Raw genomic sequence first — 25,688 nt, 5'->3', positions numbered from 1 at the left:
GAAACAACAGTAAATCAGATACTTTCAGCTTCTAACTGTTCTCAAGCGCTCATTCAATGCTCAAACCTCCTACCTTGACTATACAAACATAAATTAAACATAAGTTACAGTATCTTCTGGTACCTAGTAATTATGCTTAATTAATGCTCACTCTCCCTTCTCTGAGATGATTTGATTTGGGAAACGAGAGAATGGGCAAGTTCTACAGCTTGCCAAAGTAATACTTCATCTTCTTCTAGGCAAACAGTCGCCTTCATATTAGTGTTACTTACCTCCTTATTCTCTAACTTTTCGAGAATTGGTGACAGCAGTACACGGGCGTAGCTACCGTAGGCGACCCCGGCGATATAGTGCTGAGTCATGAGTGCTGAGTGCTGAGTAATATAGTCTTTCTCAGCACTCATAACTCGGAACTCAGCACTGTTTAACAGTCCCATTGCCTTTAACTTAGCAACGGTATAGCTATTTGTGCCGCCTGCTAACTGCACATATCCCGGTAATTTCGCTGCCAAAACTTTCTGCCCTAGTTTCACTGCGGCTATTGTCGTACCATCGCCAATATCGCCACTCATAGAACGACCGTCGGTTTGCCAAATTAAAGCACTTTTGAGTGGGGCAATCAGGTCATATACTGCTCTTAGGTAATCAGTCATCCCCTCGCCATCGGGACAGCTAATGGCTAGTACCTTTAATTGATCGGCCCACGGTGAAATTGCCTGCCACAATCGCTGAAATTCTGCCAACCGCCCTACTTGTGTATGGATTTCTACGGCATCTACTCCTGTTGACATTACTAATGGCGCGATCGCTCCTGGCGTTGTCACGTATGAAGCTGTATAAATTATACCATAAGGACAAATTGGGATGCAACGACCGCAGCCATAACATTTTTCGGATATTACTCCTGAAAAATCTTCTTTGATATTGTCAAATACGATTGCTTGTGCCGGACAAATCCGTTCACAGGGTCTAGGACAGTCTCTAGGACACTCACTAGGATTAAATTCTGCTTTGCGAAAATGGGGGTCTTCTCCATCGTTTAGGCTGACCATTAAAAAGGGTGAGTTGCCTTTGTAGTCAAAGCCTCGCCGTTGGGCATCTTTAGCTAGAGTTTTAGCTACTTGTAGCCCTGCTTGCGCTGCTGCAATCACTGCTGGATCAGCTGCAACATCTATGCAGTCAGCGCCCGCCAAAGTATAGGCTAACGTCAAATTTCTGACTGCCGGCAAATGCTGGAAGCTAGCTCCGCAGATGAGCTTGAACCAGTCGCCTTGTTTGAGAGATTGTAAAGGGACGAACAGATCAGTCACTATTCTATTATGCGTTTATGCGACTAAAAATAGTAGTCTGTAATCAAGAAAAAATCCGGATTTCCAAAATTTAGAGATTGGGAATGGGGCATTGGGTATTGGCTATTATTGATTATTCATTCTTCTCTCCTACTGCCGCAGCTTTCTGAGGAGCTGATATACATGACAGTCAATGCAATAACTGTATTTTTTGTAGAAGACTCTGCTGAAGACAGAGCTTTGTATCAACGCTTCTTAGAGCGGGACGATCGCTACACTTATAACATTTACGAATTTGAGTCTGGAAATAAGGCGCTACAAGCTTGCCAAGGGAAAATACCGGATGTGATTTTGTTGGACTATTTATTACCAGATTTAGACGGGCTGGAATTTCTTACCAAGCTACAGAGACAAACTTCCAGCAGTCAAATTTCAGTAATTATGGTCACTGGACAGGGAAATGAAACGATCGCAGTCCAAGCTCTCAAGAGTGGAGCCCATGATTATCTAGTTAAGGGAAAACTGACGCGAGAAAATTTCTGCCGAACGATTCATGGGGCGATCAAGCACAAGCAGCTAATGCAGCAGCTAGAACAGCAGCAGGAACAACAACGCCTAGTAGGAGCGATCGCTCTGCATATCCGCAAATCTTTGCAGCTTCAAGACATTCTTACTACTAGTGTTCAACAAGTCCGCCAGTTATTGGGTGCCGATCGGGTACTGGTGTATCAATTCACTCCCCTTATGCAGGGTTGCATTGTATCAGAGTCGGTGTTACCTGAATGGAAATCAAGCTTGGGACTGGAGATTGAAGATACCTGTTTTCAACAAAGCCAAGGGGAAAAATACCGCCGAGGAAAAATTTGGACAACTACGAACATCTACGAAGCGGGTTTAAGTGAGTGCCATCTGCAATTATTAGAACAGTTTCAGGTAAAGGCGAATTTAGTTGTCCCCATTCTGGTAGAAAACATAGCGACTTCAGCAGTTGAACTCTGGGGGCTATTTATTGTGCATCAATGTTCTGCTCCCCGTCAATGGCAGGCATTTGAGGTGGAATTGCTCAACCAACTGACTGTACAATTAGCGATCGCCATCCAACAAGCCCAACTTTACCGTAACCTCCAAACCCTCAACACCGAGTTAGAAGCCAAAGTACACGAACGCACTACCAAATTGCAAGAAAGCGATCGCCGATTCCGCGCTATCTTTAACAACACTTTCCAATTCACAGGACTGCTAACGCCATCTGGTATTTTACTGGAGGCTAACCAGACTGCACTTAGTTTTGGCGGACTTCAGCTGGAAGATGTGATCAATCGCCCTTTTTGGGAAGCACACTGGTGGACAATTTCACCACAAACTCAAGAAGAATTAAAACAAGCGATCGCTGATGCTGCAAAGGGAAAGTTTGTCCGCTATGAAGTTGATGTTCTCGGTGCAAATGAGCGAGTAGCAACAATCGATTTTTCACTGCGTCCGCTTCAAGACGAGACAGGTAAAGTCGTTTTGTTGATTCCAGAAGGGCGAGATATCACTGAACGCAAACAAACCGAACTCGCTTTGCATGAGCGTAAAGTGATGTTGCACTTGATTGGAGATAATCTGCCCAATGGTGCAGTTTATCGGGTGATCCGCGAACTGGATGGGAGCGATCGCTTTTCCTATCTGAGTGGGGGCATTGAAAGACTAATGGAAGTCAAAGTAGAAGATGCACTCAGAGATTCATCTCTGCTTTATCGGCAGTTTATCCCAGAGGATATTCCCCGTCTACAGGAAGCCGTTGAAGAGTCCCGGCTAAATCTGTCTATCTTTGATATTCAACTACGAATGCGAACGCCTAGTGGTCAACTCAAATGGTTCCATTTTCGTTCTACACCACGCCAGTTGCAGGATGGGCGTGTGACTTGGGATGGACTAGTGGTAGATGTCACCGATCTCAAAAACAGTGAAGAAACCTTACGCAAAAGTCAAGCTCTGCTAGAAGAATCACAGCGAGTTGCTCGCCTTGGTAATTGGGAGTTTGAACTTGCCAGTGGCAAAATTACCTGGTCAAAGGGGCTTTTTGATCTCTTCAATCGAGAATTCGCACTTCTTGAACCAAGCTATGAAGAAAATCTGCAATTGTATCACCCTGAAGATCGGGAGAAATTGCACCAAGCAGTTGAGCGGGCGATCGCCACTGGTGAGTCCTACAAACAAATTCTTCGTGTCCCCCAGAATGGCTCTAATCGCTATTTTGAGGGCATTGGATATGTAGAATTCAACGCCGATGGAGAGGTAATTCGCCTTTATGGTACTGCCCAAGATGTCACCGAACGGGAAATTGCGCTACGCGATCGCCAAAAAGTGGAAGAAACCTTGCGCCAAAGTGAGGAACGACTACAATTAGCACTTGAAGCTTCTGGGGATGGTTTGTGGGACTGGAATATTATCACTGGAGAAGTGTATTACAGCCGCCGCTATTTAGAAATGCTCGGATACAGCTTTGATGAAGTTCCACAGGATTGGAGTACTTGGGAGCAATTAGTTCATCCAGATGATTTACCTTGGGTTGAAGAAATCTTGGCAGCCCACCTCAAGGATAGTTCAGTACGATACAAATTTGACTATAGACTCAGAACTAAGTCTGGCGAATGGAAATGGATTGCCAACTACGGTAAGGTTGTCATCCGAGATGAAAAGGGTAATCCTTTGCGGATGACTGGCACTCATCGGGATATCAGCGATGTCTACGATGAGCTTCGCTTACGCCAACAAACCGAAGCAGCCTTAGCTAGAAGTGAAGAACAACTAAGGCTAACCTTAGAATTTAACCACATCGGTCTTTGGGATTGGAATGTTGAAACAGGGGAAGTTCTCTGGAATAACAACCATTTTCGTTTATTAGGTTTAAAGCCAGAAACGTCAGCAGCCTATCAACTATGGCGCGATTGTGTTCATCCAGAGGATGTTGAGCGAATTGAACAGGCTGTATTAAATGCGTTGGCAGAACATATTAATTTTAAAGGTGAATATCGAGTGATTTACCCCGATGGCAAAGTTCACTGGCTCACGGGGAAAGGGCGCGGCGTTTACAACGAAGCAGGCGACCCTGTACGGATGCTGGGCGTGATCATTGATATCAGCGATCGCAAGGTTCTGGAGCGAGAACTGGCTCACAAGCAAAAGTTATTGGATGCCTTCATCAATAGCGCACCTGTTGGTGTAAGCATTCTTGATCGAGAACTGCGTTTTTCATTTGTTAATGAAGCATTGGCAGAAATTAATGGCATTCCCGCAGCAGCGCATATTGGCAAGACACTGCGGGAGATTGTCCCCGATTTGACACCAAAGCTGGAGCAGGTGTTGCAATATGTTTCGACAACGGGTGAACCGATTCTGGATTTGGAAATCACTGGAGAAACCCCAAAACTCCCAGGTGTTATCAGAACTTGGCTAGCTTCCTATTTTCCGATTCAGTCTGAAGCTGATCAACCCATTAGTGTGGGCATTGTTGTAGTTGAAATCAGCGATCGCAAACGCGCTGAACAAATGTTAGAACTGCAAGCAGTAATTACCCGTAACATGGCAGAGGGAATTTGCCTAGTTCGTGCCACAGATGGCATATTTGTCTACACCAATCCTAAATTTGAGCAAATGTTTGGCTATGAACCTGGTGAATTAATCGGTCAGCATGTGTCGATTGTCAACTACGGGGACGAACATACTACACCTGAAGAAGTTAATCAGGCAATTAGGACTGCTATTATTCAAAACGGTGAAGCTACTTATGAAGTTCATAATATTAAGAAAGATGGCACTCCTTTCTGGTGTAGGGCAAACGCTTGCATTTTTGGGCATCTTGAGTATGGAAACGTCCTTGTAGCTGTCCAACAAGATATCACCGAGCATAAGCAAGCAGAGGAAAAAATCAAAGCCTCTCTTAAAGAAAAAGAAGTATTACTTAAAGAAATTCACCATCGGGTGAAAAACAATTTAGGAATTGTCAGCAGTTTGCTGCAAATGCAGTGCAGACGGACACAAGATCCTGTCGTGACATCTGTTTTGCGCGATAGCCAAAACCGCATTGCCTCCATTGCCCTAGTTCATGAAAAACTATACCGATCTGAAGACCTCGCTGATATTGATTTTGCTCAATACATCCCAGATTTAACAACTCATTTATTTGATTCTTATAACGTCAATTCCAGCCAGATTCACCTGAAGATTCAAGTTGATGATGCTAGCCTTGATATCGAAACGGCCATTCCTTGTGGCTTGATTATCAACGAACTGGTTTCTAATGCTTTGAAATATGCCTTTGTCGGTAATATTAGGGGTGAAATTGAGGTTAAGTTTTATCAAGAATCCGAGTCTATTTTGACACTCATTATTCGAGATAATGGCATTGGTTTACCTGAAAATTTTGATAGTAAGAAAGCTAAAACACTGGGCATAAACCTTGTTCAGGGCTTAGTCAAACAGTTAAGAGGAAAACTCGAAATTGAATCTCATCAGGGAACACAGTTCAAAATTACTTTTACAAACAGCCGGATATAAAAATGATTGGCATCCCATCAAACACATATAAAAAGGAGACAGTTCGAATCCTTGTTGTTGAAGATGAATATATTCTTGCCATCAACTTACAAGAAAGTTTAGAGTCTCTGGGATATACTGTTTTAGGTATCGCCGATTCAGCAGAAGAGGCAATTGAAAAAGCAACTGGGTCACGCCCAAACTTGATTTTAATGGATATCAGGTTACGCGGCGAAATGGACGGGATTCAGGCATCTGAGCAAATTTGGCGTAATTTGCAAATTCCTGTTATATATCTTACAGGTCACTCGGATAAAAGTACCGTGGAGCGGGCAACACTGACATCACCCTTTGGGTATATTCTCAAACCCATCAAGGAACAAGAACTTTACGTTGCCATTCAAACAGCACTCAATCGCTATGATCGCGAGCAATTTTTGAGTTCTGTCCTTAGGGGAATGGGCGACGGTGTGATTGTGGTTGATCCTGAGTTGCGTGTAAAGTACCTAAATCAGGCAGGTGAAGCATTAACAGGCTGGCGATGGGATGAAGCCAAGGGACGGATGTTAACAGAGGTGTTCCGACTCGTTGACGAACAAACTCAGATCCCTGCCCAAAATCCAATTCTCGCAGCTCTCCAACAAGAAACTACTATCTATCTAGGCAGTCAAATTTTACTAATTACTAGAGACGGGACAACTATACCAGTCGCTGATAGTGCTACTCCCCTCAGAGACAACAGTGGCATGATTACAGGAGCAGTATTAGTTTTTCGAGATGACACACAACGACGGCTCACCGAAGAACGCAATCTCGCAACTGAACGTGCCCAACAACTAGAAATTCAAGTGGCAGAACTCCAACGCCTGAACAAGTTGAAAGAGGATTTTCTCGCAACCACTTCTCATGAAATGCGAACGCCCTTGTCAAACATCAAAATGGCAATCTCCGCTCTAGAAAATATTCTTGAGCGGCAGGATAGCTTAAATTCAAGCACACTTTCTCCATCGGAATCTGTAGCTCGCTACTTAACTATCCTGCGTGAGCAATGCGAACAAGAACTGAATCTAGTAGACAATTTGCTGCATATCCGAATGATTGATGCAGATGTCTATCCATTGGAATTAACTTCAATTCAACTTCAACATTGGCTACCTCACGTCGCCGAGTATTTTGAAGAAAGAGCGAAAGCTAAAGAGCAGACTTTGGAAGTTAGTATTTTGCCAAATTTACCACCTTTACTTTCAGACTTGGCTAGCCTGACCGAAATTGTCTCAGAGTTACTCAACAATGCTTGTAAATATACTCCGCCTGAAGGACAGATTACAATGGATGTTCGGATAATCGACACCACAAAAAGTCTCATCAATGAGGATGCAGAATCTGATCTATTAGATAACCTTCAAGCCCCATACTTTCAAATTACAATTAGTAATTCTGGGGTAATAATCCCTACAACAGAACAATCTCGGATCTTTGAGCCATTTTACCGAATTCCTCAGAGCGATCGCTGGCAACATGGCGGCACAGGCTTAGGTTTAGCATTAGTGAAGAAGTTAGTAGAATATCTCCAAGGCAAAATTGAAGTTACTAGTTCTCAGGGCTGGGCAAGGTTCACAGTTCAACTGCCCTTAAGCCTGTGACTAAAGAGGCAGGGCGTGGGGAGGGTGGGAGGGTGGGAGGTATGGGAGGTGTGGGAGGTGTGGGAAGGGTGGGAGGTGTGGCTTTCAAAGGTAGGTATTTAAGAAAGGGGCAAATTAACAGGTAAAATACAGAACTGATGTCAGTCCGCAAAAATATACAAGGCAGATGCGGAGCAGAATTAAAGGCTGTAGGAGGGTAAATGCAGATAGGAAAAAGTGAGGAATTAAGACAATGGACTAGAAAAGTCATAGAAAAAATGCCGAATCTCACAAAGCCGCAAGCAGTAGTACTGGCAATGTGGAGTTTTGGGATAGTGATGACTCAATCAAGTGGACTAACAACAGTTTCAGTATTTTTAGCAGAGTTGCTGGGTAAAAAAGAGAATACTGTGCGCCAGCAACTGCGAGAATGGTATCGAGATGCTGAGGATAAAACGAAGACAGGACGGACTTCATTAGATATTACAACTTGTTTTAGTCCACTACTGTGCTGGATTTTAAGCCTTTGGCCGCAGAACGAAAAGCGTTTGGCTCTGGCAGCAGATGCCTCGACTTTGAGCGATCGCTTTACTGTACTAGCAATTAGTATTGTTTACCGAGGTTGCGGAATTCCTATTGCTTGGAAAATAGTAGAAGCAACTAAACCAGGGAGTTGGAAACTGCACTGGCAAAAACTGTTGAGCCAGATCAGCCAAAGCATCCCAGCAGATTGGTTTGTAATTGTTACCACTGACCGAGGACTTTACGCTCCTTGGCTGTATGAAAAAATTCAATCCAATGGTTGGCATCCGTTTATGCGGATTAATCAAATTGGACAGTTTCAAGTTTTGGGGCAGGATGCTTGGCAGCCTTTAAATACTCTAGTGCCACAAGTGGGTCAGTCATTCAAAGGCTTAATAACTTGTTTTAAAACTAATTCAATCAAATGTACCTTATTAGCTCGCTATGACGATGGCTATGCCGAACCTTGGTTAATTCTCACTGATTTACAGCCGGAGGTTGCGGATGCTTGCTGGTATTCTATGCGCTCTTGGATTGAGTGTCTGTTTAAAGATGGTAAACGAGGTGGTTTTGATTGGCATCAAACCAAAATCACTGACCCTAAACGTGCCGAAAGACATTGGTTAGCCATAGCGATCGCTATTTTATGGCAAGTAAGTGTTGGTGGTTGTGTTGATGCAAATCTCCCTATTAGTAGTTTAGATGAATTACCCCAAACTCATATTGCACGACGCAATTTTAAAAATAGTCTCCCTCACCGTTGGCTTAGTTGCTTCCGCCGTGGATTTTTAGTGATTAAGGCCGCTGTTCTTAATCGTCTTCCATTACCAATCGGTGGTTTTTTCCCTGAGCCTTGGCCAAGCTTTACTCCACAACTTAATGTTTCTCAAATCACTCTCTCTACTGCCTGATTTTTAAATACCTACCCTTGAAAGGGGAGGTGTGGGAGGTGTGGGAGGTGTGGGAAGATGAAGAATGGAATGGTCGAAATTAAAGAAGATGGAAGAAAAAGGGAAAAAGTATTTTAGAACTCATGAGGATTTAGCCATTTATCAATTAGCATTTGAGACAGCAATGCAAATTTTTGAATATTCTAAAAAGTTCCCAGTTGAAGAAAAATATTCATTAACTGACCAAATTCGTCGCTCCTCTCGCTCTGTCTGTGCAAATATGGCAGAGGCTTGGAGAAAACGGCGATATAAAGCTGCTTTTGTCGCTAAACTGAATGATTGTGAGGCGGAGGTAGCAGAAACTCAAGTTTGGTTAAAGTTTGCTGTAAAATGTCAATATCTTACGGTCGAACAAGGAAGAGAACTCTACGCTCCTTACAATCAAGTCCTTAGCGGGTTAGTCAAGATGATTACTCATCCAGATGATTGGTTACTTGACTAAATTCCCACCCTTCCCACCCTTCCCACACTCCCCACCCTTCCCACACCTCCCACACTCCCCACCCTATGAGTGAGAAATTCGGGTTATCCTCTTCATTAACCGAGCTTACTGTTGGCTAACGCTCAGGTTGCTCAATGGGAATTTCGATCGCAAACTCTGCTCCTTGCCCAACAGAAGAAGTGCAGGTAATATTTCCTCGGTGTTTTTGGACGATAATCTGATAGCTAATAGATAATCCTAGCCCACTACCTTTGCCCACAGGTTTTGTGGTAAAAAATGGGTCAAATAAACGCGATCGCAACGACTCTTCTATACCAGGGCCATTATCTGCGATCGCAATTTTGATCGTATTTAAGTCTGTCACCTCTGTGTGAATCCTAATTTGGGGGGTAGGGAAGAGCCACTGCGGGTTTGAGGTTTCTCCGAGTGCAGGAACCTGTGTGTCTCCCCAATTAGAGCGACTCCCGTCAAGTGGCATTTGAGAATAACGATTAAAAGATTGATTCCCCGCTCCCCACTCCCCATTACCCCTTATTCCCAGAGGCCCCACCTTCCCCATTCCCTCTTCTATTGCATCAATAGCATTATTCAATAAATGCATAAATACTTGGTTTAGTTCACTCGCATAGCAAGTAACTAGGGGCAAGTTACCATAATCTTTCACTAAAATAATTGCGGGACGGTCTGCTGCTTCTCTGAGTCGATGTTGTAACATCACCAAAGTGTTTTCGATGTCTTCATGGATATTTACCCGCTTCATCTCTGCTTCATCATGCCGAGAAAAGTGTTGTAGCGCCACGACAATTTCCCGAATGCGATCGGAGCCTCTATACATTGCACCTATGAGGTTTTGTAGATCGTTAATCACAAAATTCAGGTCTACATCTTGGGATATTTGCTGAATTTTTGGCGTGGGTTTAGGATATTCTTGTTGATAAACTTCAATTAGATTTACTAAGTCTTGCACATATTGACCAGCATATTGGAGATTACCATAAATAAAACTGATGGGATTGTTAATTTCATGAGCCAGCCCAGCCACTAGCTGCCCCAGCGCCACCATCTTTTCGTTCTGAATCTGTTGAACTTGAGCAGATTTTAAGTTATCAAGAGCCTCTTGTAATAAAAAGTTTTTTTCTTGCAGTCTAACTTGGAGCAAACGTAAATTAATCTGATTTTCAATTCGCAACACAACCTCTGCCCCATGAAAAGGTTTGGCAATATAATCTACACCACCAACATCAAAAGCTTTTACTTTATCCACAACATCATCCAGGGCGCTGATAAAAATTACTGGGACTTCACAAGTTTTATCGTCAGCCTTCAGTTGTTGACAAACTTCATAGCCATCCATCCCTGGCATGTTGATATCCAGCAAAATCACATCCGGCAAAACCATTTGACATGCAGTTAGTGCCATTTTACCGTTTAAAGCTTTGCGAACTTCAAAACCTTGTGCAGTCAACATTGCCGATAAAAGCCTCAAATTATCTGGGGTATCATCGACCACCAAAATATTTTTTTTATGATGGTTAGTTTGATTGAAATGCATTATGTATTAAAAGCTATGCTTGTAATGATTGAGGATAGTAAATGCTTATTTAAAATTACCCTGATTTTTTTGCTCTATTTCACCAAAATGCTTATATTTATAGTTTAACTCCCCCAGTGGCTAGAGAGTTTTATAAACTACCAAAGCTATTGGCCAATTATGAGCTTGACAAATCTGATAGCCTGCTTATAGCAACTTATCTAGATAGCCGACACAGATAATCTAGCCGAACGCCAACAATTAAAATTTTTCCAAATACTTAGTGGATAGCTACCATTGAGGTGATGCGGCAAGCAACTTAACAACCAATTGTTGTTCTATGGGTTCAGAAAACAGAAATCCTTGAGCAAAATTACAATTTAGACTTCTCAACTGGTCTAACTGTTCTTCTGTTTCGACACCTTCAGCGATCGCACTCATACCCATTGAATTGGCAATGCCAATCATTGCTGGTACTAACCCCATATTTTCTTTATTATCCTGCATACGTTTGACGAAAGATTTATCAATTTTGAGGGCATTTAATGGAAAGCTGTGCAGGTAACTTAAAGAGGAATATCCTGTACCAAAGTCATCCATAATTAACTTTATATTTCGCTGTTTTAGTTGTTGAAAAATTATCTTAATTGCATTAGTATTTTCCATAATTACACTTTCTGTTATTTCTAATTCTAAATATGTAGGATTTATTTTAGTTTCATAAATAATTCTGTCAATTTGTTCTACAAAATTGGGTTGTAAAAATAACCTAGCACTCAAATTGACACTAATAGTTAGAGGTTCTGGTGTCACTGGCTGATGTTGCCAGATGCTTAGTTGATGACAAGCTGACTGTAATACCCAAGTATTGATGGCATTAATCAAACCTGTTTCTTCTGCTACAGGAATAAATTCTGTAGGAGGAACTAGACCACGAATTGGATGTTGCCAGCGCACCAAGGCTTCAAATCCAGAAATTCTACCTGTAATTAGAGAAACAATTGGCTGATAATAAACGAGGAATTCTTGCCTTTCAACAGCCCTTCGTAGGTCATTTTCTAACTCTAAAAGTTGAATAGCTTCTTGATGCATCGCTGGATTAAAAACATGATATTTTGCTCTTCCTTGAGCCTTAGCCCGATACATTGCCGTATCAGCATCCCGCAGCAAATACTCTGGACGGTCGTAATCTTTATTGCCCCAACTAATGCCAATACTGGCATTCATAAAGACTTCATATCTTGTTAGTTTAAAAGCAAGTGATAGCTGTTTTAGAATCCTATCGGCAACTTGGATTGCTATATTGATATCCGTAATATTTTCTAATAGAATTCCAAATTCATCACCACCCAATCGAGCTAGAGTATCAATAGGTATGAGACACGCTTGCAGGCGACGAGCGATAGAAATCAGTAATTCATCTCCTACCAAATGACCAAGGGAATCATTGACAACTTTGAAGCGATCGCAGTCTAAAAAAAGTACTGCAAACTGATAACTAGATTCTTGTTTGGCTCGATTGAGAGCATTATCTAGTCTTCTCATAAACAACACTCGGTTTGGTAATCCAGTCAGCGAATCATGCAGCGCTATATCTAATAGTTTACTTTGCAATTTTTGACGGGAATTAATTTCTTTTTGAAGTTTTTGGAGAGCTTTTTCTAGCTCCTCAGTTCGCTGTGTTACCCGATGTTCCAATTCTACATTTAGTTTCAATATTTCTAATCGCGCTGACCTCAATGCCAGTTGATTTTTCACGCGCACTAAAACTTCTTGAAACTCAAAAGGTTTAGTGATGTAGTCTACACCACCTACCTTAAAGGCTTTAACTTTGTCAAAAACATCATCTAAAGCGCTAATAAAAATTACCGGAATATCGGCTGTTAGCTCCCAAGCTTTAAATGCCTGACAAATTTCATAGCCATCTACTTCTGGCATCATAATATCGAGCAAAATCAGATCCGGCAATACTGTTTGAGTTGCTGTCAGTGCCATTTGCCAGTTCAAGGCTTTACGAACGTTATACCCTTCCCTTGTCAATATTGAGGATAAAACCCGCAGGTTGTCCGCCATATCGTCAACGATCAAAATATCTTTTTTATTAGGGTCTAAATGCTCGTAATTCATTCTACGTTTGTTCTAGTCAATTCCATAATTTTCTCAAACTGGTAGTTATTTGCTAAATCCCTGAGAACTTGCGATACCTGAACATTATCTGAGGGAATTTGCTTGACTAACTCTAAAATCAATTCATCGCTACAGCTGGCTGCGGCATAGTGGATCTTTTGAAGCCACTCAGGTGACATTTGTGATAAATGACTCAGGAGTTCAGCAAAACTAACAAATATCTGTGTAGCTTGCTCGGCAACTGCTGTATTTGGGTTTTCTACTTGATTGGTATACTTTACACCCAGATGTTGGCTCAGTTTTTCCAATAATACTTCCTGTGTGAATGGCTTGCGAATAAAATCATCGCAGCCAATAGATAAAATCTTCTGGCGTTCTTCCTCAAAGGCGCTAGCAGTTAGGGCAATAACGATTGTGTGTTTATTCAAACAACCCTGCCCTGTTTCCAGGAAGTCGAAACAGGGAGCTAGGGCTTTTGGCGATCGCAAAATGGCCGCACCAGAAGCATCATGATTGTGTTCCACGACACCAGCTATTTCTGGTGTGGGAGAGGCTTTGTATATAGTTTTGAGAACTTCACAGTCATCTGAATCGGTTAACCCTCCGTTAAGGTACTGGCTCCCTGATGATGTCAGTTGTTTAAATTTTGGGAACCTCCGTAATCTATTGGCTGTCCCATACCCTACTTGTTTACCTTTAATTATTCTTGTAGCTTCGTAGCCGTCCATGATCGGCATTCGCATATCCATAAAAATCAAGTGTGGTTGCCAAGATTCCCAATTACTAACTGCTTCCACACCATCTGTAGCTTCCCTGACTTCAAAGCCCAGAGATGTCAGAATTTTAACTAGCAGTAGACGGCTTTCTTTGGCATCATCAACCACTAAGATGCGGTATGCTTTTTCAGTCGGCGCTAAAGATAGAATTTGAGATTTAATTGGGTTTATCGGCATTTCTCTAGGGCAAGCTAAAGCAATTTGAATATCAAAGGCAAATGTACTACCTATACCAGGAGTACTGCTGACTGTAATATCTCCCCCCATCAGTTGCACGTATTTACGGCTAATTGCTAAACCGAGTCCTGTTCCCTGTTGAGATTTTCTACCGATTTCGGTTTGCTCAAAAGCCTCAAACAGCAAGCCAATTTCTTGCGGATTAATACCACAACCAGTGTCTTGTACCTCGAACAAGAGACGAGGGTTATAAGAAAGATTTTCCTCCCCCTGCTCCCATCTCAGCCGTAGCGTGACTCTGCCAATATCAGTAAATTTGATGGCATTCCCCAAGAGGTTGAGCAAGACTTGAAATAGTTTATTTTCATCGGTTTCTATGTATTGAGGAATGTCGTGTGCATACTCAAATACTATTTGTAAGCCCTTCGATGCAGCACGCAAATACAGCATCTCTTCTAAGTTATTCAATAAATGAATTAAGTCAAAGCTACTGCGATTTAATGTGATTCTCCCAGCTTCGATTTTAGACATTTCTAGAATGTCGTTAATTAAGTTAAGTAGATGTTCGCCAGCACGATTGATAATTGCCAAGTTTTCTTGGTGTTCGCTAGATAGCGAATAATCTCGGCTCATGACTTGGGTGAAACCAAGAATGGCGTTGAGTGGGGTACGCAGTTCGTGGCTCATGTTCGCCAGGAATTCGCTTTTGGCGAGGTTGGCTGCGGCACTTCGCGCTGCTTCCCGAACGGCTGCTTGCTGTTCTTGGGCGGCGATTTTTTGCGATTGAATTAGTTCTTCTTGGGTGGTTTGCAGTTGCTCAATCACTTGCTGGAACTCTTCAGTACGTTTTTTGACTTGAGCTTCTAAGGTGCGATTATATTCTGCTAATAAGTTTTCTGCTTGTTTGCGTTGGGTGATATCAAAAAAGGTAGCCATCGCAAAAGCCAAATTTCCCGATTCATCATAGATGGGCTTGCCCAAAACTTCAATGGGAATAATCTTGTCAAAATGGCGAACTTCCATATCATCAATCCTGGTACTTTCCCCAAGCAATGCTCTCAAAATTGGTAGGCGATCGCTGGGGTAAAGTTGATCTGTGCCGACAAGGTAAGCTTGATATACCTCTGACAATTGTTCGCTGCTAACTTCTGCGATCGCTCCTTGACCAAGAATTTGCTGCCCAATATGATTTGTGTAATAAGGTTCACCTTCAGCATCTATGATAAATACACCTACTGGCATAGCTTCTAAAAATTGAGTTAGCCGACTCTGACTTTCAGATAGAGCTTCATTTAAAACTTGCATCTGAGCATTCTTTGCCTCCAAAACACTGAAGGATGCTTGCAGCTGCTTTGCCATAGTTTCAAATGACTTGGCTAGTTCCCCCAACTCATCGGAGCGCTGAATTTCTGGTGTTTGCTCCCATTCACCTTGAGCAATTTTCTTAGCTGATGTGTTTAATTGTAAAATCGGCTTAATTACCCAGCGAGCAGTTAAAATCCCGATTCTTGTAGCCACTAAAAAAGCAACTATGCACAGCAAAACGGTAATGCGGGTGTTCTCATTAATTTGCTCCATAAATTCGCCTTCAGGAATCACCGCCACGATTAGCCAATCTAAACCCAGTTCATCCTTCCAACTTTTTACTTGTACAAAATAACGCATTCCATCGGCGCTAAAAGTTAGCTGTTGCTTCCCCACAACAAACCCAAGACTACCAAAGCGTTTGATCAAAGACTGGGTTGTGAGCCTAATTAAAGAATTTCGACTTTCTAATGCTGTTCGACGTTTTATTTGACCATTAATGATGCTATATGGTGGTTCGGTAGAAGAAGCCACTATTAACCCAGAACGCTCTAAAATAAAGGCTTTACCCGATTGATCGGTGTTTAATTTGGTTAAAAAGTTGCTGATTTGTGACAAAATTAAATCAACACTAATAACCCCAACCAGCTTGCGGCTCTTATCATAAACAGGATAGCTGGAAGATATAGATAAAACTTCTGGTTTATCTTCCCATTGATAAATTTGACTCCAAACGGGTTTGCCTGCCTTGACTGCATCTGCATACCACGCTTCGACACGAGGATCGTAATCTTTAACTTGCTGAAGCTGGCGACGATTTCCCTTCAAGTCTGAATCATAAATATAAAGTTTCCCAATACCATGCTTTTGACTAACTTCATTAATCAACAGCTTGCCATCATCTAAACGTTCAATACCGATAAATTCCCCTTTGGGGTTGGCAAAGCTGTTGTAGCCAACATTGAAAACCTGCATTTGTTTCCAAAAGTAATTTCCGGTAGTTTTAAAATCAGAAAGGTTGAGCATACCTAGCTCAACCGCATCTAAGTTAATTTGATTTATTTGCTTCGGAGTTGTTAAATAGTTATTAAGATGCTGTTCAATGCGATCGCAGATTTCATTTTCTAATTGGCTAGCAAGCTCTCTTACCGCTTTTTGTCCGTTTTGATACGAAAGATAGCCCACAAGCCCCACCGCCCCGCAAATTTGCAATATAAAGGGGACAATCAGAACATACTTTAGGGGCATCCTGGCGTAAACTTTGCCAACTAAGCAATTAAGAGATTTGACGGACTGAAGTTTGGATAACATTGTTGTTTAATTTTTCCCCAGCATATATTTGGGGCATTTTTGCTATGCCAGCTACATTTAATACCAAAAAAATTACGGTATGTCATCACTTTGATCATGACATCTCTGAGAAAATTGAGTATAAAAAAAGCATTAAAAATTTTGTTTGGATACTTGTCTGACTGGTTAAGTTTCTCCAACCTCCAATTTTCAAATTTTGCGTAGGCATAGCCGATTTGTAACCATTACGGCTTAATTTGCTCAGTTTTATCTGACAACGTATCAGTACATTTACTCAGAACAACTGAAATTTAACCGATAAGCTACAGTATGCCATTCTAAAATTCAGGTTGCCATTAGCACCTAATCCTAAATTTAATTTCTAATTGCTGAGGTCTTGATTTTCCAGTCTCGAAACCTCTGGACTTGCACAAAAACCTATATCTAACTACAACAATTTTAAAATTTTCATGCAAATACATAGTAATAACAAAAAAAATCCAAGAAAATTTACTTAGTGTTTTTTATTGTAAATAAATGTTAATTTTCTTATAGAAGTATGTCAACTTTATCACCGATTTGTAAAATTTTTCCGGCTGAGGATATAGGCAATTGAGTATTAACACTCAATCTGTAAAAGTGATTAAAAGGCGATGAAGCAACCCAATTAGGCAGAGTTGCTTGCCTCTGGGTTGCAAATATTTTTTGAAAGCTTGGGTAAGCTTCCCCTGAGTAAGAATCGCGTGTTGGAACTATACAACGCTGGCATGGATTAACCCCAAAAAAATCTACATCTCCCACTCGAAAGGAGACTAAATCACCTTGTTCGCTAAATAGCCGATCTTCCCAAAATGCTTGTACACCATCAATCTCGATATTGGCACGCATCCGACGGCGTATTTCATCTACACTTAAACCGGGAAACCAAGAAGCTACTTCTGTCAACGTTGCTGTACTAATTACCGTTGGGCCTGGCGAGTGGGTATCGTCAGGAAAGCCCATCAGAGAGTTTTGCCTTAATGTAACAGCAAACTCAAAATAATTACTCAAAGTTGCTTCTAGGGCTTGCCGTTCGTCATCCAGATGAAAAACTTGTTGTGAGTCGCCGCCTGGGATTTGTAGCGAAATAGTTCTATTGAATAGTGCAAATTGCGCCCTTAGTAAATGGATTTTAGCATGACGCTTGCCATTGACAAATTTATCCCGCTCGTCAAAGATGGCAAACTCGCGGTCATGCTGTAGTGCGCCACTGGCAAGAACTCCAACCTTTTCAACTTCAACACCATCCAGTGATTTTACTGGATACAGTAAAATCTTGGCTAGGTAAGGCATCATAGTAATTTTAGATTTTAGATTTTAGATTAGGGACTGCTAAATCACCAATCTAAAATTATTTTGTGATTCATCCACCTTACTAAATTATTCTTGAGCAAAAGCATCAAGCTAAATTATCTGTTATCGGGTTGTTTGGGGATATGGTGGTACTTTATCTATTCCTCCAACATGATTTAGAGGCCAAAAACGAACTACAGCCCGGCCAATAATATTCTGGCGAGGGACAACACCCCAGCAGCGTCCATCATAACTATTGTTACGATTATCACCTAGTACTAAATATGAATCATCTGGTATAGTCTGGGGTTTTTCCAAAAAAGGTGGCTGTGGCCCTGATTGGCAAACATTAATAACTGTGCTTTGACCAGAACTGAGATAATTAGTTTCTGGAAGGGGTTTGTTATTAATATAGACCTTGCCATCTCTGAGTTGTACTTGTTCTCCAGGTAAGCCAATTACTCTTTTAATAAAAGCATCCTGGTATTGTTCTTTTTGTAACTCTTTCGTGGGTGAAAATACTACGATATCTCCACGCTGCGGGTCAGCAAATTTATATTTCAACTTATCGACAATGATTTTGTCTGCTTCCCACTGGTTTGGCGTACCATGCAGAGTGGGTTCCATTGACCCAGAAGGAATCCAGCGTGCTTCAGCAACAAAGGTACGAATTCCCAGAGCTAGAACAATACTCAATACAATTGTTCTACCTAGCTCTGCGATCCAGGAATTATCGGGTTGTTGACTAGAGTTGTTATCAGACACTTGATTTTGCATGAAATTACTTAACTGAAGGAAAGATGTAGGTAATTAACTCGCCTAGTGAGACTTTATCTGTTAATCTTAACGGGAAAATTTTAATTTCCTGGTTATGTTCGCATCTTGACTACCAATTTTAGATTATTGATAAAGGGGGTTCTTCATAGATTAAAAATAAACTTTTTTTTAACGGTCAGCAAAAAAATTAACACTCAGAGCGCGACTAAGTTTAACCTAAAAGCATAGTTATCTGTAATATATAGCTCCCTGCCTAAAAAAGTTAGCCTTATGTCATCTCCACAAATTTTACTGATTCGTCGCGCTCGCATAGTCCTACCCAATGGTGAAATGATGATTGGGGATGTGTTGACCCGCGATCGCCAAATAGTCGAAGTTGCGCCAGAAATCTCCCAAACAGCAGTAGTCACTGAAATTGACGCAGAAGGGTTAACTTTGTTGCCGGGAGTGATTGATCCACAGGTACATTTCCGGGAACCTGGTTTAGAACACAAGGAAGATTTATTCACCGCCAGTTGTGCCTGCGCTAAAGGTGGAGTCACTTCATTTTTAGAAATGCCTAATACGCGCCCCCTAACAACGACACAGCAAGCTTTAGACGACAAGCTAGAACGGGCCTCACAAAAGTCCTTGGTTAATTATGGCTTTTTTATTGGGGCAACAGCAGAGAATCTTCCAGACTTGCTTTTGGCCAAACCCACACCGGGAATTAAAATTTTCATGGGGTCGATGCACGGTCAGTTGCTGGTTGATGGTGAAACAGCACTGGAGACGATATTTGCTAAAGGCGATCGCTTGATTGCTGTTCATGCCGAAGACCAAGCTAGAATCAACCAACGCCGCCAAGAATTTGCCAACATTCACGATCCAGCCGTTCACTCACAAATTCAAGATAATCAAGCGGCTTTGTTGGCAACCCAACTGGCATTAAAACTTTCTCAAAAATATCACCGTCGTCTGCATATTCTCCATTTGTCAACAGCCGAAGAAGCAGATTTGTTGCGTCAAGAGAAACCTAGTTGGGTGACAGCAGAGGTAACGCCACAGCATTTGGTGTTGAACACCAGTGCTTATGAAAAGATTGGTACTTTAGCACAGATGAATCCACCTTTGCGATCGCCCCACGATAACGAAGTCCTTTGGCAAGCTTTACGCGATGGCGTGATTGATTTCATCGCTACAGATCACGCACCCCACACCTTAGAAGAAAAAGCTCAAGAATACCCCAATACTCCTTCAGGAATGCCTGGGGTGGAAACTTCCCTAGCTTTGATGTTAACTGCGGCGATGGAGGGAAAGTGTACTGTTTCCCAAGTTGTCAACTGGATGTCTAAGAATGTAGCTGTGGCTTATGGTATTCCCAATAAAGGAGCGATCGCACCTGGTTATGATGCTGATTTAGTGCTTGTAGATTTAAATACATACCGTCCAGTCCGGCGTGAGGAACTTTTAACCAAATGCCATTGGAGTCCATTTGAAGGCTGGAACCTCACAGGCTGGGCTACAACTACCATTGTCGGCGGTGAGATAGTTTACGAGAAAGGTCAAGTAAATACCCAAGTGCGGGGTCAAGCTTTAACTTTCTTGTAGCAAATGTTTATTTAAGCTTATGTAGTAGACAGATATTTATACATCAAAGCCATACTTGAATAGGCAAGATTTTCATCTATCCAGAGTTAAGACTAGACCAATGCGGTTTGGTTAAAGCTAAAAGACGAAAATCTTTGTTTTTCCTTCTTTACCCTTTTAACCAAAGGGTATTGACTTGTTGCTGTATCAAAAATTGCAACACGAAACTCTGAATTTATTTATAAGTGTTTGAAGTCAAATCTTCAATAACTCCCTCCTTACGGCTATAAGATTAGCTATTTAATCTTCGTTTTCCCTACTTGGTGTCCTTCTCTAAGAGGTTGTTGAAAAGTGTTTCGCTCTGACTTTAGGCACTTTTAGATTCCCCTAAATCCCCCTTAAAAAGGGGGACTTTGATTCCGGTTCCCCCATTTTTAAGGGGGGTTAGGGGGGATCTAGAACTTTCGATACCGATAAGGAGACTTTTAAAACATTATCTAACGAGACGTTGCGCCTACCTTTATGGGAAAGCAAGCTACGCGTAGTATCTCGTAGTGAAGGCGGTTCGTTAAATCTTACAGCTGGATAGGAGTAAACAAAATGAAACATATATGACCTTCATCCAGGTCATGTATTTACCAGAAACTATGCCCGAAAAGATAACCGTAGAAATAATCAAGGAGAATTGCTATGTCCTTCAAAATTTTAGCTTTAGATGGTGGCGGTATTCGGGGAGTTATTGCAGCCCGAATGCTTAAACAAGTAGAACAAGAAATTAGAAACCAGGGTAAAGGGAACTTCTTACACGAATACTTTGACCTCATTGCTGGCACTTCTACTGGTTCAATATTGACAGGAGGGATTGCTGTAGGAAAGACAAGTGATGAACTTATTAAAATGTATATAGATAAAGGTAAAGATATCTTTCCGGCGAATAGAAAAGAACTCTATAAAAATTTGCCGTCCGTTATCAAATCAATTCTTGATGTATTTTCAGCATCTAAATATTCTCATGATGGAATTATTAGTGTCCTCAAAGATGCTTATAAATACACAAGAATAAAAGATGTTGAAAAACCTATTATCTTGATTTTGGCTTACGATACGCTATATCGCAATACAACCTTTTTTACAAACTGTCATCCCGATCTAGGAGACAGATGGTACGATGACTGTTATTTATGGGAGATATGTACCGCTTCTGCCTCTGCACCTACTTTTTTCCCGCCATATAAATTAGAACCTGTAGATAAAGAAAAGTTTGGCGATTGGGAATTTCCACACATTGATGGAGGAGTTTCTGCTAACAATCCCTGTCTTGCAGCTTTGAGTTTAGTTATGAGGATCAGCCAGTCTTCAGTATCTCCAGAAATAAAGCAAAAATATAAACTAAATAATCTGCGATTGGAAGATATTTCTATCCTTTCTCTTGGCACAGGTCAAACTGGTGAGCCATATCAATATAAGCAAATAAGTAAATGGAAAGGCTTAGATTGGGTACAAAATTTGACTAATATCTTTATGGAACCTACATCAGAGATTGATAGCACAATTTGCCGTCAAATCATGGGTGGATACGAGTCTAAACGTTACTTGCGTCTTCAGTTTGAATTAAATGAGACATTTAAACCCAAGCCAAAAGAAACTTATAAAGATCCTCGGATTGTATTACCTCCAGAAGCTCGAAAAAACCGATTTACAGGCAAAAAAGTTACTCAAGAAATAGATAATACTAGTCCAGAGATTATTCAGCAGTTAATAGATACTACCTCGGCATTTATTGATCAAGGCCTTACGTACTATACCAGGGATGACTCTGGCTTACCGATAAAAAAAGCGATCGCTTCTTTCATTAGAGAAAACTAGTGCATCCACGTAGATATATTAATGTCAACTAACATAAGATAAAACATCTCGTATTTCTACGATAGTTATGTAGAAATACGAGATGTTTTATTTAAATCTGCTAAGAGTGATAATTACAGATGTCAATAAAAGAATTTATTGGTATTTACAATTACTTAAATTAATTTTTTAATTATTATATAAATCAGTATTATTGTGTATACATTGTGACTTTAGTTTGGGTATATTGAGTATAAGGAAAAGTTAGATAACTTCTAGATAGCTTGATGTTATTTAACTTTTTTCTACTAGCTTTGACTGCTAAATAATCCAGATTTGTTCTCTTAATGAGAGTAGAGAACCAATCAGATTAAATCAAGCTGACTAGGTGCTGCAAAACTCTCATTTAACCCAACAACAGTTTACCTTTTCTTAATTCATACACTATCTAAATCAGTTTTTTAACTGATTATTGCAGTAATCAAGCTGCTGTTACAAAAATTTTTCACTTATTTTGGGTTGAGATAACAATGTTAGTGATTTACAGTGGTGAGCGTGGTAGTGGCAGATAGAAGGAGTGTGAAGTTCTCCCTCAACTATTAGCAAAAATTTTTTAGTGTTGCGATCTAAAAAAGTGAAATATCTTGTACTTCGGTCGGGATATGAGCTTAGATAGCAGCAATGGCTTCACTAAGGGCACAATTGAATGGTATAAGTTCGACTTGACGAGTACCCCCATCCTCATAAGTCAAACTCACACTTAGATAACTATCTGGTTTGTAGGGCAATCGTTCCGCCCATTCAACTGCCACAATTCCTGGTATGACCTCAATACCTTCCCAATAACTTTCTAAATTTAGGGCTGCAACTTCTTGTGGTTCTAAGCGATATAAATCTAGGTGGTAAAGGGGGAGCCGTCCTTCTGTGTACTCATTAATCAGGGTGAAAGTGGGACTGACAATAGATTCAGCAATTCCCAAACCCTTACCAATACCTTGAACTAAGGTAGTTTTACCAGCGCCTAAATCACCTTCAAGTAAAATTACACTGCCAGCAGTCAGGGATTGACCGAGAGTAATACCTAAGCGTAGCGTCGCCTCTGTATCTGCAAGAAAAATTTTCATAACCGAGTCAAGACGTGATATTTCTCCTTTTTCCATAATGACCTCTACCGTACCACCGCAACAACACTTGTGCTAGTTTCTGCGGATTGTGACGGACAAAACCCGTTTCATCTTCATATAAAACATTAGCTGCAACAATCCTTCGCCCTAGTTGAGTTACGGCTTCTCTATCTAGGAAAACGGGATGGGAGTTTTGTTCGGCGTAGCGGATGAGTGATTGCTCTGAGGGAGATTTTTTGTGGATTAGCACAGCATCAAATAGCTGTCTTTCCCCACAAGCAGCATCAATTGCTCTAATGTGATCTGCAACAGTGTAGCCTTCAGTTTCTCCTGGCTGAGTCATGATATTGCAGATATAAATACGGGGGGCATCTGTTTGAGCGATCGCATCGGCAATTTCTGGTACTAATAAATTAGGAATGAGACTTGTATAAAGACTACCTGGCCCAATAATAATGTAATCAGCTTCTTTAATTGCTTTAATCGCTGCTGGCACTGCCGGAGGATTAGCTGGAATACAGCCAATTTTGACAATTTTACCTCCAGCTTTAGGAATGCTAGACTCGCCCTCAATGCGGCGACCATCGGTTAATTCTGCCCAGAGGCGAACATCACTGAGAGTTGCCGGTAGTACTTGTCCCCGTACCGCTAGCACCTTAGAACTGGCTGCAACTGCTTGTTCTAAATCTCCAGTAATATCACTCATTGCCGTTAAAAACAAATTGCCAAAACTGTGACCTGTTAACCCATCTCCAGCCCGAAATCGGTATTGAAACAATTCTGTTAACAACTTTTCTTCATCTGCTAGTGCAGCCAAACAATTGCGAATATCCCCTGGTGGTAACACTCCAAATTCTTGACGCAACCGCCCAGAAGATCCACCATCATCGGCGACAGTGACAATAGCAGTAATATTAGCGCTGTAGGTTTTTAGTCCCCTCAACAACGTAGAAAGCCCCGTACCACCACCAATTACTACTATTTTTGGGCCTCGGTACAATCGATGATGTGCCAGCAAGACATCGATGAGTTCTTCTCCACCTTCTGCCCTTAGTACCTTAGTAATTGAGCCGACAGTACGAGTTTGTCCCCAAAGCACTAACAGCAATCCCCCCAGCAGCACCAAAGGCCCACTGATATAGTTGGGTAAGATGTTGGTGATTACTCCAAGGAAACCCCTAAACAACTCGATCATCCAAAAAATTGGGGTCAGCTTAACCCAAATAGCTAACCCCAAACTCGCCAGGAGTACACCCCCAATACTTATCAACAACCAACGTTTTACCGATAGTCCAGGGGATAACCATTTGAACCACTGGTTAACCCGATAGGAAGTTCGAGAACGCGACTGCTTTTGCAGGGCGTTGAGGGCTTGTCTGAGAAAACCAATTGACATACCTGATTTACAGCAGTGCTACAAACAATAATTAACAGAAAATGTACACCACTTGGTTTTTAACACTAGGCGTGAAACTATTATATTTGTCAATTCCATTAGACTAAGAGCGAGTGGTCAAGATTGCCAGTATTCCTAGTTAAACAATACCCTGGTTTAGTAAAAGTGAATTGAATGGAAAAACGAATTTTAGGATTAGATCCAGGACTGGCAACTTTAGGGTTTGGGGTAATTACCTGCACACAAATTGCCAACAAGGTGCCAGAAACTACAGTCAATATGCTGGATTTCGGGGTAATTAAAACGTCAGCAGATGTAGAAATGGGACTGAGGCTATGTACCTTGTTTGATGATTTACACACCGTAATGGAGGAATTTCAACCAGATTTGGTTGCGATCGAGAAACTATTCTTCTATCGGATGTCAAGTACAATTTTGGTTGCACAGGCGCGGGGTGTATTAATTTTGGTGTTAGGCCAGCGTCGTCTTCCTTATGTAGAGTTTACTCCGGCTCAAATTAAACAAGCTTTAACGGGATATGGCAATGCAGATAAGTTAGATGTGCAAGAGGCGGTAGCACGGGAGTTAGATTTAGATGAAATTCCCAAGCCAGATGATGCTGCTGATGCTTTGGCGGTAGCTTTGACCGCTTCTTATCAGTTGTAAGTGTGTACACAAAGAATAAAGTTCTAAAATGAACAATAAACTTCTTAAGTGAGAATATATTCGTCAGAATCAAGACGCTCTCTACGAGACGCTGCGCGTAGCTTGCTTCTCTGTAAGAGTACGTGGACTCGCTACCGCTACGCTATCAGTGAGGGATTCAGATCCGACACTGATTGTTTTGCAGCAAATTTTCAATTGGGTGTGGTGTTTCACCATTTATTCATCCAGCATTTGCACGGAATTGAATTTCTGATGCTGGCAAAGTTGCACATGTATTATTTCTTGTTAATAAGGATTTTGCTTAATAAGTAGGCTTGACAATAAAACGCTATAACTATTTAAATAAAGAAAAAATCTTATGTTTTAAATACGTTTGCGTTAATAAAACATCTGAGAGTCAATTATATTTAAAAAGCCAGCTAGCAAC

At 41.3% G+C, this 25,688-nt stretch carries 15 protein-coding genes; 7 read left to right on the top strand and 8 right to left on the bottom strand.

The window, feature by feature from the left end; all coding sequences use genetic code 11:
• Positions 1–140 precede the first annotated feature (140 nt).
• Positions 141–1,310, bottom strand: coding sequence for a circadian clock protein LdpA (ldpA, locus tag ACFFRD_RS06125; RefSeq protein ID WP_392480800.1), 1,170 nt, complete (start codon positions 1,308–1,310; stop codon positions 141–143).
• Between the two features lie 162 nt (positions 1,311–1,472).
• On the opposite strand from ldpA, the gene ACFFRD_RS06120 reads away from it, so the two are divergent.
• The 4 genes from ACFFRD_RS06120 (at position 1,473) to ACFFRD_RS06105 (ending at position 9,346) form a co-directional block, all read left to right on the top strand.
• Entirely contained in the window at positions 1,473–5,831 is a 4,359-nt protein-coding gene (locus ACFFRD_RS06120; RefSeq protein ID WP_392480799.1) for a PAS domain-containing protein, read from the top strand.
• 2 nt (positions 5,832–5,833) lie between these two features.
• Complete coding sequence (locus tag ACFFRD_RS06115; RefSeq protein ID WP_392480798.1) at positions 5,834–7,453, top strand: response regulator; 1,620 nt, start codon at positions 5,834–5,836, stop codon at positions 7,451–7,453.
• Between the two features lie 200 nt (positions 7,454–7,653).
• Positions 7,654–8,865, top strand: a complete 1,212-nt coding sequence (locus ACFFRD_RS06110) for a transposase (protein ID WP_392475919.1) — start codon at positions 7,654–7,656, stop codon at positions 8,863–8,865.
• Between the two features lie 64 nt (positions 8,866–8,929).
• Positions 8,930–9,346: a four helix bundle protein gene (locus ACFFRD_RS06105; RefSeq protein WP_392480797.1), complete on the top strand. Its 417-nt coding sequence runs from the start codon at positions 8,930–8,932 to the stop codon at positions 9,344–9,346.
• A gap of 115 nt (positions 9,347–9,461) precedes the next feature.
• On the opposite strand, the gene ACFFRD_RS06100 is transcribed toward ACFFRD_RS06105, so the two are convergent.
• The 5 genes from ACFFRD_RS06100 to lepB form a co-directional block, all read right to left on the bottom strand.
• Entirely contained in the window at positions 9,462–10,898 is a 1,437-nt protein-coding gene (locus ACFFRD_RS06100; protein WP_392480796.1) for a response regulator, read from the bottom strand.
• Between the two features lie 270 nt (positions 10,899–11,168).
• Positions 11,169–13,004, bottom strand: coding sequence for an EAL domain-containing protein (locus ACFFRD_RS06095; protein WP_392480795.1), 1,836 nt, complete (start codon positions 13,002–13,004; stop codon positions 11,169–11,171).
• A complete protein-coding gene (locus ACFFRD_RS06090) occupies positions 13,001–16,573 on the bottom strand; it encodes an ATP-binding protein (protein WP_392480794.1) in 3,573 nt (1,190 codons plus the stop codon). The genes ACFFRD_RS06095 and ACFFRD_RS06090 overlap by 4 nt, the downstream gene beginning before the upstream one ends.
• 528 nt (positions 16,574–17,101) lie before the next feature.
• The gene (locus tag ACFFRD_RS06085; protein ID WP_392483255.1) at positions 17,102–17,884 is read right to left on the bottom strand and encodes an MOSC domain-containing protein; all 783 of its coding nucleotides are present in this window, start codon (positions 17,882–17,884) and stop codon (positions 17,102–17,104) included.
• A gap of 123 nt (positions 17,885–18,007) precedes the next feature.
• The gene (lepB, locus tag ACFFRD_RS06080) at positions 18,008–18,661 is read right to left on the bottom strand and encodes a signal peptidase I (protein ID WP_114083116.1); all 654 of its coding nucleotides are present in this window, start codon (positions 18,659–18,661) and stop codon (positions 18,008–18,010) included.
• Between the two features lie 270 nt (positions 18,662–18,931).
• Here lepB and ACFFRD_RS06075 point away from each other — a divergent pair, with 270 nt between their 5' ends.
• Positions 18,932–20,251, top strand: coding sequence for a dihydroorotase (locus ACFFRD_RS06075; protein ID WP_114083117.1), 1,320 nt, complete (start codon positions 18,932–18,934; stop codon positions 20,249–20,251).
• 669 nt (positions 20,252–20,920) lie between these two features.
• Positions 20,921–22,096, top strand: a complete 1,176-nt coding sequence (locus ACFFRD_RS06070) for a patatin-like phospholipase family protein (RefSeq protein ID WP_392480793.1) — start codon at positions 20,921–20,923, stop codon at positions 22,094–22,096.
• A 647-nt stretch (positions 22,097–22,743) separates the two neighbouring features.
• Here ACFFRD_RS06070 and tsaE read toward each other — a convergent pair.
• Complete coding sequence (gene tsaE, locus ACFFRD_RS06065; protein WP_392483254.1) at positions 22,744–23,199, bottom strand: tRNA (adenosine(37)-N6)-threonylcarbamoyltransferase complex ATPase subunit type 1 TsaE; 456 nt, start codon at positions 23,197–23,199, stop codon at positions 22,744–22,746.
• A 7-nt stretch (positions 23,200–23,206) separates the two neighbouring features.
• The gene (gene yvcK / locus ACFFRD_RS06060; protein ID WP_392480792.1) at positions 23,207–24,595 is read right to left on the bottom strand and encodes a uridine diphosphate-N-acetylglucosamine-binding protein YvcK; all 1,389 of its coding nucleotides are present in this window, start codon (positions 24,593–24,595) and stop codon (positions 23,207–23,209) included.
• 174 nt (positions 24,596–24,769) lie between these two features.
• Here yvcK and ruvC point away from each other — a divergent pair, with 174 nt between their 5' ends.
• The gene (gene ruvC, locus ACFFRD_RS06055; protein WP_012411616.1) at positions 24,770–25,261 is read left to right on the top strand and encodes a crossover junction endodeoxyribonuclease RuvC; all 492 of its coding nucleotides are present in this window, start codon (positions 24,770–24,772) and stop codon (positions 25,259–25,261) included.
• Positions 25,262–25,688 lie beyond the last annotated feature (427 nt).

The organism is Nostoc sp. C110 (genome assembly GCF_043099725.1).
GTDB lineage: Bacteria > Cyanobacteriota > Cyanobacteriia > Cyanobacteriales > Nostocaceae > Nostoc > Nostoc muscorum_A.
The sequence above is the reverse complement of the archived record's forward strand: the minus strand, read 5'-3'. Positions and strand labels throughout refer to the sequence as shown.